Genomic DNA, 14,522 nt, shown 5'->3' on the forward strand with positions numbered 1-14,522 from the left:
ACCGCATCGCACCGAACCCGCCCTTGGACGAGATGAACGATCGCACCTGCATCGTCACCCGCAGGCAAGCCGAACCGGATGAACTGATCCGTTTCGTCGTCGGCCCGGATTCGGCCGTCGTTCCGGACATCAAGAGAAACCTGCCCGGCCGCGGTTGCTGGGTGACGGCCGACCGCCTACATATAGAAAAGGCAGCGGCCAAAAACCTGTTTGCCCGTGCTTTTAAGGCGCAGGTGAGCGTGCCGGCCGATCTTGGCGGCATGGTCGACGCGCTGCTTTCCAGGTCCGCTCTGGGCATGCTTGGCCTGGCCCGCAAGGCGGGCGCCATAGCGCTCGGAGCGACCAAGGTCGAGAGCGCCGTGCGCGGCGGACTTGCACTTTTCGTGCTCCACGCGACCGAGGCTTCCGACGATGGCGTCCGCAAGATAAGCCAGGCGCGACGGGCAACCGTCCACCTCGGCGGGCCTGCGATCCGCGCTTACAAACTTTTCTCCGAGGCCGAGTTGAGCTTGGCATTGGGGGGTACAAATGTGATACATGCTGCCGTTCTCGCGGGAGACGCGGGCAGGGCGGTCCAGAAGCGCATGGTTGCGCTCGACCGATATCGGGGCGGTTCCCCGGACGATCTGGCAATGCTTGCGGCCGTTGCTGACGAAGATGATGCCGCAGAGGATATGGAATGAGCGATACGAAATCGGGCGACGACAAGACGCTGAGTGTTACGCCGAAGAAGACCTTGACGCTGAAGCGCCCCGGTATGGAACAGGGCACGGTGCGCCAGAACTTCTCACACGGCCGCACCAAGTCGGTGGTCGTCGAGACCAAGAAGCGCAAGTTCTCGCTGCCCGGCGACAAGCCGGAGCCGGCGGCAGCGCCTGTGTCCGTCTTCACGCCGAAGCCGGTCGCGGCAGCGCCCGCCGTGCAGGAAGCTCCCAAGGCGCCTCCCCCTCCGCCGCCGGTCGAACGCGGCGGCATGGTGCTGAACGAGTTGTCGCGCCAGGAAATGGAAGCACGCCGCCGGGCTCTCGAGGGCTCGAAGGTCCGCGATGTCGAGGATCGCCAGCGCGCCATCGAGGAAGCCAAGCGCCGCAGCGAGGACGAAGAGCGCCGCCGCCGCGAGCGCGAGGAATCGGCTCGCCGTCAGGCCGAGGAAGAGGCACGGCTGCAAGCCGAGGCCGAATCCCGCCGCCGTGCCGAGGAAGAGGCGCGCCGCCGTGCGCCGCTCGCCGCCGAACTGGCAACAGTCGATGACGAGGAAGAGGTCAAACCGAAGCGGGCCGGTGCCGGCGCACCAGTGCGCCGTCTGGTCACGCCGGAAGTGGCGCGTCCGGCCAAACCGACCAAGGGCGAGGAAGACCGCCGCCGCGGCAAGCTGACGCTGAATTCGGCGCTTTCCGACGAGGATGCGCGCGCCCGCTCGCTCTCGTCGATGCGCCGCCGTCAGGAGAAATTCAAGCGCGCGTTGCATAACGAGCCACGCGAGAAAGTCATGCGTGAAGTGATCCTGCCCGAAACCATCACCATCCAGGAGCTGGCGCAGCGCATGTCCGAGCGCGCTGTCGACGTGGTCAAGTTCTTCATGAAGCAGGGCCAGATCCTGAAGCCTGGTGACGTCATCGACGCCGACACGGCCGAACTCGTCGCCACCGAATTTGGCCACACGGTCCGCCGCGTCGCCGAGTCCGACATCGAAGAGGGCTTGTTCAACATCGCCGATCGTCCCGAGGACCTGCAGCCGCGTCCGCCGGTGGTAACGATCATGGGTCATGTCGATCACGGCAAGACCTCGTTGCTCGATGCCATCCGCAATGCCAACGTCGTCTCCGGCGAGGCCGGCGGCATTACCCAGCATATCGGCGCCTATCAGGTCGAGAAGAACGGTCACAAGGTTACCTTCATCGACACGCCCGGCCACGCCGCCTTCACGGCGATGCGTGCCCGCGGTGCCCAGGCGACCGATATCGCCATCCTCGTGGTGGCAGCTGACGACAGCGTCATGCCGCAGACGATCGAATCGATCAATCACGCCAAGGCGGCCGGCGTTCCGATCATTGTGGCGATCAACAAGATCGACAAGCATGACGCCGACCCGCAGAAGGTGCGTTCGGAACTGCTGCGCCACGAGGTGTTCGTCGAATCCATGGGCGGTGAGGTGCTGGATGTCGAGGTGTCGGCGACCAAGGGCATCAATCTCGACAAGTTGCTCGAAGCGATCCTGCTGCAGGCCGAAATCCTCGACCTGAAGGCCAATCCGGACCGCACCGCCGAAGGCGTGGTCATCGAAGCCCAGCTCGACAAGGGCCGCGGCCCAGTCGCTACCGTGCTGGTGCAGACCGGCACGTTGATGCCGGGCGACATTCTCGTCGCCGGCAACGAATGGGGCCGGGTACGCGCGCTCGTCAATGATCGCGGCGAGCAGGTCAAGGAAGCGCCGCCGGCAATGCCGGTGGAGGTGCTCGGCCTGCAAGGCACGCCGCAGGCCGGCGACCGCTTCGCCGTGGTCAACAACGAGGCCCGCGCCCGCGAGATCACCGAATACCGCCAGCGTCTGGCACGCGAGAAGGCGGTTGCCAGGCATGCCGGCCAGCGCGGTTCGCTGGAGCAGATGATGTCGCAGTTGCAGACCAGCGGACTGAAAGAATTCCCGCTGGTTATCAAGGGCGACGTGCAGGGTTCGATCGAGGCGATCAACGCGGCGCTGGACAATCTCGGCACCGACGAGGTGCGTGCGCGCATCGTCCATGCGGGAGCCGGCGGTATCACCGAAAGCGACGTGTCGCTGGCGGAGACCTCGGGGGCCGCGATCATCGGCTTCAACGTTCGCGCCAATGTGCAGGCGCGTGCGGCAGCGGCCGCGGCAGGCATCGAGATCCGCTACTACTCCATCATCTACAATCTCGTGGATGACGTGAAGGCGGCGCTCTCCGGCCTGCTCTCGCCGGAGCGTCGCGAGACCTTCATCGGCAATGCCGAGATCCTCGAGATCTTCGACATCACCAAGGTCGGCAAGATCGCCGGCTGCCGTGTCACCGAAGGCAAGGTCGAGCGTGGTGCGGGCGTGCGCCTGATCCGCGACAACGTCGTCATCCACGAAGGCACGCTGAAGACCCTGAAGCGCTTCAAGGACGAGGTTTCGGAAGTTCCGGGCGGCCAGGAATGCGGCATGGCCTTCCAGAACTACGAGGACATGCGCGTCGGTGACGTCATCGAGTGCTTCCGCGTCGAGATGGTGACCAGGACGCTCTGAGCTCGAACGTTCGAGTTCGGGCATCCATCGAGACCGGGCGGTGGTCGAAAGACCGCCGCCCAAACCATATGAGACATGTGGTGCGGTCCTATCCCGCGCCCCACGATTTCAGGATAGAGAAAAATGCCCCGTTCAATCACATCAGGCCCATCCCAGCGCATGCTTCGCGTAGGCGAGCAGGTGCGCCATGCTCTGTCGGAAACCTTGCAGCGCGGCGAGATCCTCGATCCGCTGATCGAGAACACGGTGGTTTCGGTCTCGGAAGTGCGCATGTCGCCCGATCTCAAGATCGCCACCGCCTTCGTTTCGCCGCTCGGCGCCAAGGATGCCGGGGCGGTGATCGAGGCGCTCAACAAGCATGCGAAGTTCGTGCGCGGCCGCGTCTCCGGCGCGCTGCGCCAGATGAAGTACATGCCGGAATTCCGCTTCCGGCTCGACACCAGCTACGACAATTTCCAGAAGATAAACGAGTTGCTGCACTCGCCCGAAGTGGCGCGCGATCTCAGCGCCGACGACAAAGACAAAGACGACCGGAAGGACAGCGAATAGTGGCGCGTCGCGGCAAGAAGAAGGGCCGGCCGATCTCGGGCTGGCTGGTACTGGACAAGCCGGTCGGCATGGGCTCGACTGAAGCCGTCTCCAAGATCAAATGGCTGTTCCAGGCGGAAAAGGCCGGCCATGCCGGCACGCTCGACCCGCTGGCGTCCGGCATGCTGCCGATCGCGCTCGGCGAAGCGACCAAGACCGTGCCATACGTCCAGGACGGCGCCAAGGTCTACCGCTTCACGGTTGCCTGGGGCGAGGAGCGTTCGACCGACGACCTCGAAGGCCCGGCGACCAAAAGCTCGGACCGCCGTCCGGCGGAAGCCGACGTACGGGCGCTGCTTTCGAAATATACCGGCGTCATCATGCAGACGCCGCCGCAATTTTCGGCGATCAAGATCGCCGGCGAGCGCGCCTACGACCTTGCCCGCGATGGCGAGACGATCGACATTCCGGCACGCGAGGTCGAGATCGGCCGGCTCGATCTGGTCGAGCACATGGCCGATCGCACCATCTTCGAGGTCGAATGCGGCAAGGGCACCTATGTCCGCTCGCTGGCGCGCGACATGGGCCGCGACCTTGGCTGCTTTGGTCACATCGCCGAGCTGCGGCGGGTCGAGGTCGAGCCGTTCACGCAGGAAGATTTCGTTACCCTGGCCGAGCTGGAAGCCGCCCGCTTCGGCGAGCAGGGCGAGCCGCAAGAAGCAGACGCCCCGATCGACTTCGGTGCCATCGATGCACTTCTGGTCGACACCGCCGCCGCGCTCGAATGCCTGCCGCAGGTCGCGATCAGCGATGATGCGGCAACCAAAATCCGCCTCGGCAATCCGGTCATCATTCGCGGCCGTGACGCGCCGGTAGAAGCGGAGGAGGCCTGCGCCACCGCGCGCGGCAAGCTGGTCGCCATCGGCGCCATCGAGCAAGGCATGTTCAAGCCAAAGCGGGTCTTTATCGGGTAACAGCTGTCTCTCGGCGCATGATCTCCAACCGGATTCTATTTTGGGAAAGGATCATGCGCTAAATCAACAGGGCGACGGCGTCGTTTGCCGTCCGAAGGGATGCGCGGCACCGACGCTGCATTCGAGGGGGCACATGGCAAAGGCTGAGACGGGCAGGAAGCGGGCGGTGCTCAACACACGGCGGCCGCCCGTCGGGGCTTCGCCCGGCACGCTGATCGCCGACCCGGCGGCACGCCGTTCCGAGCTTAGGCTGACATTGATCTCGCCCGAAAAGTTCAAGACCATCGACAATGCCAGCATCGACGACGTCAACACCCATTGCCACAATTGGCCGGTTATCTGGCTCGATTGCACAGGCCTCGCCAACATCCAGCTGATCGAGGAGATCGGCCGGATCTTCAACCTGCATCCGTTGGCGCTGGAAGATGTCGTCAACACCGGCCAGCGGCCGAAGGTGGATTTCTTCGAGGACCATGCCTTTGTCGTCGTCAGGATGATCGACGATGTCACCGCGCATCGCTACGAACAGATCGCCGTCTTCTTCGGCAGGAACTTCGTCGTCACCTTCCAGGAACGCGAAGGCGACCCGTTCGATCCCGTGCGCAAGCGGATCGCAAGCTCGGTGCCCAACCGCTTGCGCTCGCGCGGCGCCGACTATCTCGCCTATGCTTTGATCGACGCCATCGTTGACAGCTATTTCCCGCCGATCGAGGCTGCCGGCGAATTGGTCGACAGCATTGAGGACCAGATGCTGAACCAGGCGCACAAGCATCAGATGCGGCAGCTTCACGAATTGCGGCGCGATGCCAATGTGCTGAAGGGCGTGCTTTGGCCGATGCGCGACGCGCTGGCGACCATGATCCGCAACGACGTCTCTTATGTGAAGGCCGAAACCAAGATATTTCTGAACGACACGCTCGATCATTCGCTGCGATTGATCGAACTGGTCGAAACCCAGCGCGACATGCTGACCGGCCTGATCGAGATGCACTTGTCGCTCAGCCAGGCGCGCACCAACGACGTCATCAGCTATCTGACGATCGTCTCGGTGATCTTCATGCCGCTTACCTTTCTCGTCGGCGTATGGGGCATGAATTTCGACCCCGACACCTCGCCCTGGAACATGCCGGAGCTGAAAGCCTATTACGGCTATCCCCTGTCGCTCGTCTTCATGGCGCTTGTTGCGGTCGGGCTCTTTGCGTACTTCAAATGGAAGAAATGGCTCTGACTAGGCGGAAGTGCCCGTTTATGCAGCAAAAAGCCGGCTTGTGAATTAGGCTGGCCTTTTTGTCGGAATTGCACTATATGCGCCGCAGCCTCGCGCTTTGACGCGTTGCTTGCACCGGCCCCTGCTGGACGACATCCCGGCTGAGGGCGTCCCGTTTCCTCAAACAGACAAGGAAAAACACGATGTCGATTACTGCCGAACGCAAGAAGGAATTGATGGGCGAATTCGCTACCGCCAAGGGCGATACCGGGTCTCCGGAAGTCCAGGTGGCCATCCTTTCGGAGCGCATCAAGAACCTGACCGACCATTTCAAGGACCACAAGAAGGATAACCATTCCCGCCGTGGTCTGCTCGCTCTCGTTTCCCAGCGCCGCAGCCTGCTTGATTATCTCAAGCGCAAGGACGACGCGCGCTATCAGACGCTGATCGAGAAGCTCGGTCTGCGCCGTTGACGAATTGACCGGCGGGTTCTTTCGAGAGCCCGCCGGTCGCGCATTGGAGCATCGGGTCATCCAAGGCTCCATGAAGGAAGTAGAGCGCCGCGCATCGGTTTGGATGCGCAAAGGACGCTCTGAAGTTTAGATTTGCGCAGGATATTTTCCGAAAACCTGGTTTTCGGGTTCACGCGCAAGGCCACTCGGATCGATTGGCCAACCCGGTTTCGAAACAGCAGAGGGCCGCTCGAAACCGCCCATGGACGGTCATGGGGCAGGATTGCAGGACGCTCGTGCGGCACCGCGCCGAATAAACCGAGCCTCCCGTTGTCTTGCCCGTGGCTGCCCGAGAAAGGAAGCCAAGGGAAAGGGGCATCCGCGCACGCTGAAACGGCGCGGCCCTTTCCGCATATGAAGGACAAGACATGTTCAATTACCACAAAGTGGAAATCGAATGGGGCGGCCGTCCGCTCATTCTCGAAACCGGCAAGATCGCGCGTCAGGCTGATGGCGCGGTGCTGGCCACCTACGGCGAAACCAAGGTTCTCGCCACCGTCGTCTCGATGAAGGAGCCGAAACCCGGCCTCGATTTCTTCCCGCTGACGGTCAACTACCAGGAGAAGACTTACGCCGCCGGCAAGATCCCGGGTGGCTATTTCAAGCGGGAAGGCCGTCCGAGCGAGAAGGAAACGCTGGTTTCCCGCCTGATCGACCGCCCGATCCGCCCGCTCTTCGCCGAAGGCTACAAGAACGACACCCAGATCGTCGTCACCGTCGTCCAGCACGATCTCGAAAATGACCCGGACATCCTGTCGATCGTCGCCACCTCCGCCGCCCTGACCTTGTCCGGCGTGCCGTTCATGGGCCCGGTTGGCGGCGCCCGCGTCGGCTACATCAACGGCGAATATGTGCTCAACCCGCATGTCGACGAGATGCAGGAATCGAAGCTCGACCTGGTCGTCGCCGGCACCGCCGACGCCGTGCTGATGGTCGAGTCCGAAGCCAAGGAACTCGGCGAGGACCTTATGCTCGGCGCCGTCATGTTCGGCCACAGGGGCTTCCAGCCGGTGATCGACGCGATCATCAAGCTGGCTGAAGTCGCGGCAAAGGACCCGCGCGACTTCACCGCGCCGGACTATTCCGCACTTGAAGCGGAGATGCTCAAGATCGTCGAAGGCGAGCTTCGCGACGCCTACAAGATCACCGACAAGCAGAAGCGCTATGCCGCCGTCGACGCCGTCAAGGCGAAGGTCAAGGCCGCGTTCGCGCCGGCAGAAGGCGAAGAGGCCAAATACACGTCCGAACAGATCGGCACCGTGTTCAAGGAGCTCCAGGCCAAGGTCGTGCGCTGGAACATCCTCGACACCGGCTCGCGCATCGACGGCCGCGACCTGAAGACGGTCCGCAAGATCGTCTCGGAAGTCGGCGTCCTGCCGCGCACGCACGGCTCGGCGCTGTTCACTCGCGGCGAGACCCAGGCACTGGTCGTCGCCACGCTCGGCACCGGCGAGGACGAGCAGTATGTCGATTCGTTGACCGGCATGTACAAGGAGAAGTTCCTCCTGCACTACAACTTCCCTCCCTATTCGGTCGGTGAAACCGGCCGCATGGGTTCGCCGGGCCGCCGCGAAATCGGCCATGGCAAGCTCGCCTGGCGCGCCATCCGGCCGATGCTTCCGACCGCCGACCAGTTCCCCTATACGTTGCGCGTCGTTTCGGAGATCACCGAGTCCAACGGCTCGTCGTCGATGGCTACCGTCTGCGGCACCTCGCTGGCTCTGATGGACGCGGGCGTGCCGCTGGCCAAGCCGGTCGCCGGTATTGCAATGGGCCTGATCAAGGAAGGCGAGCGCTTCGCCGTGCTCTCCGACATCCTTGGCGACGAGGACCACCTCGGCGACATGGACTTCAAGGTTGCAGGCACCGCCTACGGCATCACCTCGCTGCAGATGGACATCAAGATCGAGGGCATCACCGAGGAGATCATGAAGATCGCGCTCGACCAGGCCAAGGATGGCCGTCAGCACATTCTCGGCGAAATGGCCCACGCGCTGTCCGGCGCACGTGCCGAGCTCGGCGAGTTCGCGCCGCGCATCGAGGTCATGCACATCCCGACCGATAAGATCCGCGACGTGATCGGCTCGGGCGGCAAGGTCATCCGCGAGATCGTCGAAAAGACCGGCGCCAAGATCAACATCGAGGACGACGGCACCGTCAAGATCGCTTCGGCCAACGCCAAGGAGATCGAGGCGGCGAAGAAGTGGATACACACCATCGTCGCCGAGCCGGAAGTCGGTGAAATCTACGAAGGCACGGTCGTCAAGACCGCCGACTTCGGCGCTTTCGTCAATTTCTTCGGTCCGCGTGACGGCCTCGTCCACATCTCACAACTCGCCAATGACCGCGTCGCCAAGACCTCCGATGTGGTCAAGGAAGGCGACAAGGTCTGGGTCAAGCTGATGGGCTTCGACGAGCGCGGCAAGGTCCGCCTGTCGATGAAGGTCGTCGATCAGGCCACCGGCAAGGAAATCGTGCGCGACAAGAAGAGCGAAGGCGAAGAAAACGCCGCCTAAGCTGATCTAACTATGCAATCGAAGCGGGCGCGCCGGAAGATCGCGCCCGTTTGCGTTTCAACAACAGCCTTGCAGTTCAAGAGTGGTGAATGTCCGCCGAGCCGCTGAAAACGCTTTTCCATTCGTTCGAGGCCGGTGCTGTTTCCCTGCCACGAAAGGATGAACGCATACTCTTTCTCGGTGCCGAGCCCGGCTTTCGCTTGCCGGAAGGGTTTGATGCCAAGCTTCATCTTGTCCAAGGCTTCAGGCCGCACTTTCGCGCCTTGCAGGCGTCCGGCTTCGCGGTCACGCCGCAGGTCGAAGGCGAGGCTTTCGACGCGGCATTTGTGCTCGCTGGCCGCCATCGCGGCCAAAACGAGTTGCGCGTTGCCGAAGCGGTCGAACGCGCAGCACCAGGCGGGTTGATCGTCGTCGCCGGCAGCAAGGACGATGGAATCGCCAGCCTGCGCAAGCATGTCGGCGCCCTTGTGCCGCTCGAAGGCCACCTGCCGAAGCATCACGGCATTGCCTTCTGGTTTCGCCGGCCGGCCGATACCGTTGCCGCGGCAACGCTTCGCGCTGCCAATCCGGATTTGGTGGTCGAGGGCTGCTTCCGCACGGCGCCAGGCATGTTTTCCTTCGACAAGATCGATGCCGGATCGAAACTGCTGATCGAAAATCTGCCCAACGATCTGCGTGGCAGCGTTGCGGATTTCTGTGCCGGTTGGGGCTATGTCGCCGCCGAGGTCGGCGCCCGCTCACCTGGCATATCGGCGCTTGACCTTTACGAAGCGGATTTCGAGGCGCTGGAGGCGGCGAAGGCCAATCTCGGCAACACAGGCGTGGAGCCAGGTTTCTTCTGGATCGATCTTTTGAGCGAGCCGGTCGAGCGCCGCTATGACGTCGTCGTCATGAACCCGCCCTTTCATCGCAGTCGGGCGACTGAGCCGGAAATCGGTGCCGGCATGATCCGCGCGGCAGGCAAGGCGCTGAAGCCGGGCGGCCGGCTGTTCATGGTGGCGAACCGTCAACTTCCCTACGAACCGGTGCTGGCGGCCGCCTTCTCCAGCCATGCGGAGCTCGCCCGCGACGGCATGTTCAAGGTCTTATCGGCGCGACGCTGAAATCCTGCGGGGCAAGCCGGCGATACGTCGCTCGCGCTATTCCCGCCCGCCGTCGGTCTGCTTCAATTCGTCAAGCGTCGGCATGGAAACGATGTGATAGCCGGAATCGACATAGTGGATTTCGCCGGTGACGCCGGAGGACAGGTCGGACAGCAAATAGAGCGCGGAGCCGCCGACTTCGTCGATCGTCACTGTACGGCGTAGCGGCGAGTTGCGCTGCTGGTAGGAGAACATGTGGCGTGCGTCGGAAATCCCGGCGCCCGCAAGCGTCCGTACCGGTCCCGCCGATATGCCGTTCACCCTGATGCCGCGCGGGCCGTAGTCGTTGGCGAGATAGCGGACGCTGGCCTCCAGCCCCGCCTTGGCGACACCCATAACGTTGTAGTTCGGCATGACACGGACCGAACCGGCATAGGTCAGCGTGATCATCGAACCGCTATCCTTCATCAATGTGGCGGCGTGACGGGCGATCTCGGTGAAGGAGTAGCAGGAGATCACCATTGTGCGGATGAAGTTGTCGCGGCTCGTGTCGGCGTAGAGGCCTTTCAGCTCGTTCTTGTCGGAAAAGCCGATTGCATGGACGACGAAATCCAGCCCGCCCCACGCCTTCCCCAAAGTCTCGAAAGTCGCGGCGACCGACACGCTGTCCTCGACGTCGCAAGGCACCACCAGGGATGCGCCCAATTTCTCGGCGAGCGGCTTGACCCGGCGCCCGAAGGCCTCGCCCTGATAGGTGAAGGCGAGGTCCGCGCCATGTTCGGACAGTTTGCGGGCGATACCCCAGGCGATCGAATGATCGTTGGCAACACCCATGACAAGCCCGCGCTTGCCCTTCATCAATCCGTCCATGGTCGGCAAATCCTTATGCGGAATAGCGCTGGAAAATCAGCGTTGCGTTGGTGCCACCGAAACCGAACGAATTGGACAAAACGGTGTCGATCCTTGCATCGTCGATGCGCTTGCGCACGATCGGCATGCCCTCGAATTCCGGATCGAGGTTCTCAATGTGGGCGCTCTCGCCGATGAAGCCGCCTTGCATCATCAGGATCGAGTAGATCGATTCCTGCACGCCGGCGGCGCCCAGAGAATGGCCGGTTAGCGATTTGGTCGACGTGATGAAAGGCATCTTCTCGCCGAACACCTCGCGGATGGCGCCCATTTCCTTGGAGTCGCCGACCGGCGTCGAGGTGCCGTGCGTATTGATGTAGTCGACCGGCGAGGACACCGTTGCGAGCGCCTGCTTCATGCAGCGCGCCGCGCCTTCGCCCGACGGCGCCACCATGTCGTAGCCGTCCGATGTCGCGCCATAGCCGACGATCTCGGCATAGATCTTGGCGCCGCGTGCCTTGGCATGCCCGAGCTCTTCAAGAATCAGCACGCCGGCGCCGCCGGCAATGACGAAACCGTCGCGATCGACGTCGTAGGCGCGTGAGGCGACCGATGCCCTGTCGTTGAACTTGGACGACATGGCGCCCATGGCATCGAAGAGATCCGACATCGTCCAGTCGAGATCCTCATGGCCGCCGGCGAAGACGATGTCCTGCTTGCCCCACTGGATCAGCTCGTAGCCATTGCCGATGCAATGCGCAGACGTCGAGCAGGCCGATGAGATCGAATAGTTGACGCCGTGGATCTTGAACCAAGTGGCAAGCGTCGCCGACGCGGTCGACGACATCGCTTTTGGCACCGCGAACGGCCCGATCCGCTTGGGGCTGCCGTTTTTGATCGTGGTCTCGGCCGCCTCGACGATTGCACGGGTCGACGGTCCGCCGGAGCCCATCACGATACCGGTGCGCTCGTTGGTGATGTCGGCCCCGTCGAGGCCGGCGTCTGCGATCGCCTGGTCCATTGCGACATGGTTCCAGGCAGCACCCTGCGACAGGAAGCGCATGGCGCGACGGTCGATCATGCCCGATGGGTCCAGCGTCGGCGCACCCCACACCCGGCAACGGAAGCCATGCTCGGCGAAAGAGTCGGAGAAGCTGATGCCGGATCTGGCATCGTGCAGCGAGGTCTGCACCTCGTTGGCATTGTTGCCTATCGACGACACGATGCCGAGACCTGTGACTACGACCCGTCTCATTCGCAACTCCTTCCAGCGCGGACCCCGAACCTGAAATCAATTTCCGGAATGGAACCATGCGCAAAATTAAAGTGCTACAGCGTTCATCAGACGTCCAAGACGTCGTACTGTAGGGTCTTCGTTCAGACGGCGGCCGATTGCTTGGACAGACCGACCTTCAGATCCGTTGCCGCGTATATGGGCTCGCCATCTGCCTTCAGCCAGCCATCGGCGATGCCAAGCACAAGCCGACCGCGCATCACTCGCTTGAAGTCGACGCCATACTCCACCTTCTTGACCGAAGGCGTGACCATGCCTTTGAACCTCACCTCACCGGTCGACAGCGCCATCCCCTTGCCGGGTTCACCGAGCCATCCGAGATAGAACCCCGTCAACTGCCACATGGCGTCCAGGCCTAGGCATCCTGGCATGATCGGATTACCGATGAAATGGCAGGCGAAAAACCACAAATCCGGCTTGATATCGAATTCCGCGCGGATGAAACCCTTGTCGAACGCACCGCCGGTCTCGCTGATCTCGGTGATGCGGTCGAACATCAGCATCGGCGGATAGGGCAGCTGCGCATTTCCCGGTCCGAACAGCTCGCCGCGGGCGCAGGCAAGCAATTCCTCGTAACCGTAGCTGGATTTCGAACCCGCCATCAATCTCGTCCCCGTGATCGTCCCGGGCGATAGGCGCCCTTGTCGGTGGTTTCCTAACACAATCTGTTTCAGGCCGGAAACCGGCGCTTGCGCTTAACCTGCCCGTCTGCCCGGGTCAATGCGCGCTATTGATCGCATTCGGTCGACAGAATATATGTCAGGACACGTCCAGTTTCGGCAGATGCTCAATTTCTGCCATTTTGGACCTGTCTGAGGCGGAACTGTGAGCGCGACGGATAGATGGATCTGGGTTGCCGGAAGGATAATGTCGCTGTGGACAAGCGGGTTCGCGAGGCCGGTCTGAGGCCGACACGCCAGCGCATCGCGCTGGCCGATCTGCTTTTCGCCAAGGGCGACCGCCATCTTTCGGCCGAGGAACTGCACGAGGAGGCGCTTGCCGCCGGCGTGCCGGTGTCTCTGGCCACCGTCTACAATGCTCTGCACCAGTTTACCCAGGCCGGTCTTCTCCGCATCCTTGCCGTCGAGGGATCGAAGACTTATTTCGACACCAACACCTCCGATCACCATCATTTCTATATCGAGGGCGAAAACAGGATCTTCGATATCGACAGCGGCCCGGTGACGGTTTCCAACCTGCCGGAACCGCCGGAGGGCATGGAGATCGCCAATGTCGATATCGTGGTGAGACTGCGTCCGAAACGCTGCGACTGACCGGCGCCTTATGAAATTCCTGGATTTGACGCTCCGGCTCGAATGGGTCGCCGTCGCGGTGGCGGCTCTTGTCTTCTATGCAATCGCCGGTGTTTCCTGGTGGCTGTTTGCCGTGCTCATTCTGGCGCCCGACCTGTCGATGCTGGGTTACATGGCCGGGCCGCGCGTCGGCGCCGTCGCCTACAACGCCTTGCACATACTGATCTTGCCCGTTCTGCTGGCGCTTGTCGGCAGCGTCTTTGACAATGCAATGGCGATAGCTGTCGCGCTGATCTGGATCGCCCACATCGCCGTCGACCGCGCTCTGGGCTATGGTTTGAAGCTGTCGAGCAGTTTCCAGGATACCCATCTCGGCCGCATCGGCCGCTAAACCATCCCCGAACCGAAGATCAGCGAAACAAATGCCGGATCCGGTGCTTGCAGCGCTGGCCTGATCTCCGGTTCGGAAAGGTCAGTTCTTGACCTTTTCGCCGGGATAGGCACCCCAGACCAGCGACTGCGCGAGCCAGCCGGTATGGCCGTCGAAGGTCATTTCGCACCACTGGCCATCGCAGGACTTGATCGTGCCCATTACCCCCGGTTCGAGGATCGCGATGACGCCTGCATCTTTTGCCGGGTCGTCAAGGAGGTTGACGCGAGCGTCCTTGCCGCGCTGCCAGGGGGCGACGATCGCCGTGCGACGGCCCGAAAGCAGCGACTGATTGATCCAGCCTTCCGAGCCGTCGGCATCACGCACACGGCGCCACGTATCGAACTCCTGGATGATCTCCATCGGCAGGCCTGGCTTCATATACATCCAGTCGACGGAATAATTGACGCCCGGCCCAACGCGCGAGTTGACGCGGCCGGATTTCAGGCTGACGAAGCGCGGCAGCGGCAAGCCGCTTGGTCCGAGCGTGACGCTCTGGGCGGGTGCGGCGGCACTTTGCGCCATCACCAGTGGGCTATGGATGAGAGCGCCGAGGAATGCTGCACTGAGGGTCAGGCGGAGCGACGCGAAACCAGACACTTTCGTTCCTTTCGGCGCCCGCCAATCGGC

14 protein-coding genes are annotated in these 14,522 nt (G+C 62.5%); 10 read left to right on the top strand and 4 right to left on the bottom strand.

Features of this window, described 5'->3' with window-relative positions; all coding sequences use genetic code 11:
* Window positions 1–32: 32 nt before the first annotated feature.
* The 8 genes from NKJ73_RS17015 (at window position 33) to NKJ73_RS17050 (ending at window position 10,087) form a co-directional block, all read left to right on the top strand.
* Entirely contained in the window at window positions 33–683 is a 651-nt protein-coding gene (locus tag NKJ73_RS17015) for an RNA-binding protein (RefSeq protein ID WP_352455116.1), read from the top strand.
* Complete coding sequence (gene infB, locus NKJ73_RS17020; protein ID WP_352570339.1) at window positions 680–3,247, top strand: translation initiation factor IF-2; 2,568 nt, start codon at window positions 680–682, stop codon at window positions 3,245–3,247. Before NKJ73_RS17015 ends, infB begins: the two co-directional genes overlap by 4 nt.
* Before the next feature lie 123 nt (window positions 3,248–3,370).
* Complete coding sequence (gene rbfA, locus NKJ73_RS17025) at window positions 3,371–3,796, top strand: 30S ribosome-binding factor RbfA (protein WP_023676904.1); 426 nt, start codon at window positions 3,371–3,373, stop codon at window positions 3,794–3,796.
* Window positions 3,796–4,749: a tRNA pseudouridine(55) synthase TruB gene (gene truB, locus NKJ73_RS17030; protein ID WP_352455118.1), complete on the top strand. Its 954-nt coding sequence runs from the start codon at window positions 3,796–3,798 to the stop codon at window positions 4,747–4,749. The genes rbfA and truB overlap by 1 nt, the downstream gene beginning before the upstream one ends.
* Window positions 4,750–4,882: 133 nt before the next feature.
* Window positions 4,883–5,977, top strand: coding sequence for a magnesium/cobalt transporter CorA (gene corA / locus NKJ73_RS17035; RefSeq protein ID WP_023676906.1), 1,095 nt, complete (start codon window positions 4,883–4,885; stop codon window positions 5,975–5,977).
* Window positions 5,978–6,117: 140 nt separating this feature from the next.
* Entirely contained in the window at window positions 6,118–6,429 is a 312-nt protein-coding gene (gene rpsO, locus NKJ73_RS17040) for a 30S ribosomal protein S15 (protein WP_280940423.1), read from the top strand.
* 407 nt (window positions 6,430–6,836) lie between these two features.
* A complete protein-coding gene (gene pnp / locus NKJ73_RS17045; RefSeq protein ID WP_292654001.1) occupies window positions 6,837–8,984 on the top strand; it encodes a polyribonucleotide nucleotidyltransferase in 2,148 nt (715 codons plus the stop codon).
* Window positions 8,985–9,073: 89 nt separating this feature from the next.
* A complete protein-coding gene (locus NKJ73_RS17050; RefSeq protein WP_352570340.1) occupies window positions 9,074–10,087 on the top strand; it encodes a class I SAM-dependent methyltransferase in 1,014 nt (337 codons plus the stop codon).
* 36 nt (window positions 10,088–10,123) lie between these two features.
* On the opposite strand, the gene fabI is transcribed toward NKJ73_RS17050, so the two are convergent.
* From fabI to fabA, 3 genes are all read right to left on the bottom strand, one after another.
* On the bottom strand, window positions 10,124–10,936 hold the full coding sequence (fabI, locus tag NKJ73_RS17055) for an enoyl-ACP reductase FabI (protein ID WP_023676910.1): 813 nt from the start codon (window positions 10,934–10,936) through the stop codon (window positions 10,124–10,126).
* A 13-nt stretch (window positions 10,937–10,949) separates the two neighbouring features.
* On the bottom strand, window positions 10,950–12,170 hold the full coding sequence (gene fabB, locus NKJ73_RS17060; protein WP_352570342.1) for a beta-ketoacyl-ACP synthase I: 1,221 nt from the start codon (window positions 12,168–12,170) through the stop codon (window positions 10,950–10,952).
* 122 nt (window positions 12,171–12,292) lie between these two features.
* Window positions 12,293–12,811, bottom strand: a complete 519-nt coding sequence (fabA, locus tag NKJ73_RS17065) for a 3-hydroxyacyl-[acyl-carrier-protein] dehydratase FabA (RefSeq protein ID WP_023676912.1) — start codon at window positions 12,809–12,811, stop codon at window positions 12,293–12,295.
* Between the two features lie 240 nt (window positions 12,812–13,051).
* On the opposite strand from fabA, the gene irrA reads away from it, so the two are divergent.
* On the top strand, window positions 13,052–13,483 hold the full coding sequence (gene irrA, locus NKJ73_RS17070) for an iron response transcriptional regulator IrrA (RefSeq protein WP_023676913.1): 432 nt from the start codon (window positions 13,052–13,054) through the stop codon (window positions 13,481–13,483).
* A gap of 10 nt (window positions 13,484–13,493) precedes the next feature.
* The gene (locus tag NKJ73_RS17075; protein WP_352570343.1) at window positions 13,494–13,853 is read left to right on the top strand and encodes a DUF4260 domain-containing protein; all 360 of its coding nucleotides are present in this window, start codon (window positions 13,494–13,496) and stop codon (window positions 13,851–13,853) included.
* 81 nt (window positions 13,854–13,934) lie between these two features.
* On the opposite strand, the gene NKJ73_RS17080 is transcribed toward NKJ73_RS17075, so the two are convergent.
* Window positions 13,935–14,492: an SH3 domain-containing protein gene (locus tag NKJ73_RS17080; protein WP_023676915.1), complete on the bottom strand. Its 558-nt coding sequence runs from the start codon at window positions 14,490–14,492 to the stop codon at window positions 13,935–13,937.
* Window positions 14,493–14,522 lie beyond the last annotated feature (30 nt).

It is taken from the genome of Mesorhizobium sp. M0074 (genome assembly GCF_040322975.1).
In the GTDB taxonomy this organism is placed as follows: domain Bacteria; phylum Pseudomonadota; class Alphaproteobacteria; order Rhizobiales; family Rhizobiaceae; genus Mesorhizobium.

What these genes read in the sequence shown, in the direction of transcription:
- NKJ73_RS17015 (WP_352455116.1), top strand. Translation starts at nt 33, where the DNA reads ATGAACGATCGCACCTGCATCGTCACCCGCAGGCAAGCCGAACCGGAT.
- infB (WP_352570339.1), top strand. Translation starts at nt 680, where the DNA reads ATGAGCGATACGAAATCGGGCGACGACAAGACGCTGAGTGTTACGCCG.
- rbfA (WP_023676904.1), top strand. Translation starts at nt 3,371, where the DNA reads ATGCCCCGTTCAATCACATCAGGCCCATCCCAGCGCATGCTTCGCGTA.
- corA (WP_023676906.1), top strand. Translation starts at nt 4,883, where the DNA reads ATGGCAAAGGCTGAGACGGGCAGGAAGCGGGCGGTGCTCAACACACGG.
- pnp (WP_292654001.1), top strand. Translation starts at nt 6,837, where the DNA reads ATGTTCAATTACCACAAAGTGGAAATCGAATGGGGCGGCCGTCCGCTC.
- NKJ73_RS17050 (WP_352570340.1), top strand. Translation starts at nt 9,074, where the DNA reads ATGTCCGCCGAGCCGCTGAAAACGCTTTTCCATTCGTTCGAGGCCGGT.
- fabI (WP_023676910.1), bottom strand. Translation starts at nt 10,936, where the DNA reads ATGGACGGATTGATGAAGGGCAAGCGCGGGCTTGTCATGGGTGTTGCC.
- fabB (WP_352570342.1), bottom strand. Translation starts at nt 12,170, where the DNA reads ATGAGACGGGTCGTAGTCACAGGTCTCGGCATCGTGTCGTCGATAGGC.
- fabA (WP_023676912.1), bottom strand. Translation starts at nt 12,811, where the DNA reads ATGGCGGGTTCGAAATCCAGCTACGGTTACGAGGAATTGCTTGCCTGC.
- irrA (WP_023676913.1), top strand. Translation starts at nt 13,052, where the DNA reads ATGGATCTGGGTTGCCGGAAGGATAATGTCGCTGTGGACAAGCGGGTT.
- NKJ73_RS17075 (WP_352570343.1), top strand. Translation starts at nt 13,494, where the DNA reads ATGAAATTCCTGGATTTGACGCTCCGGCTCGAATGGGTCGCCGTCGCG.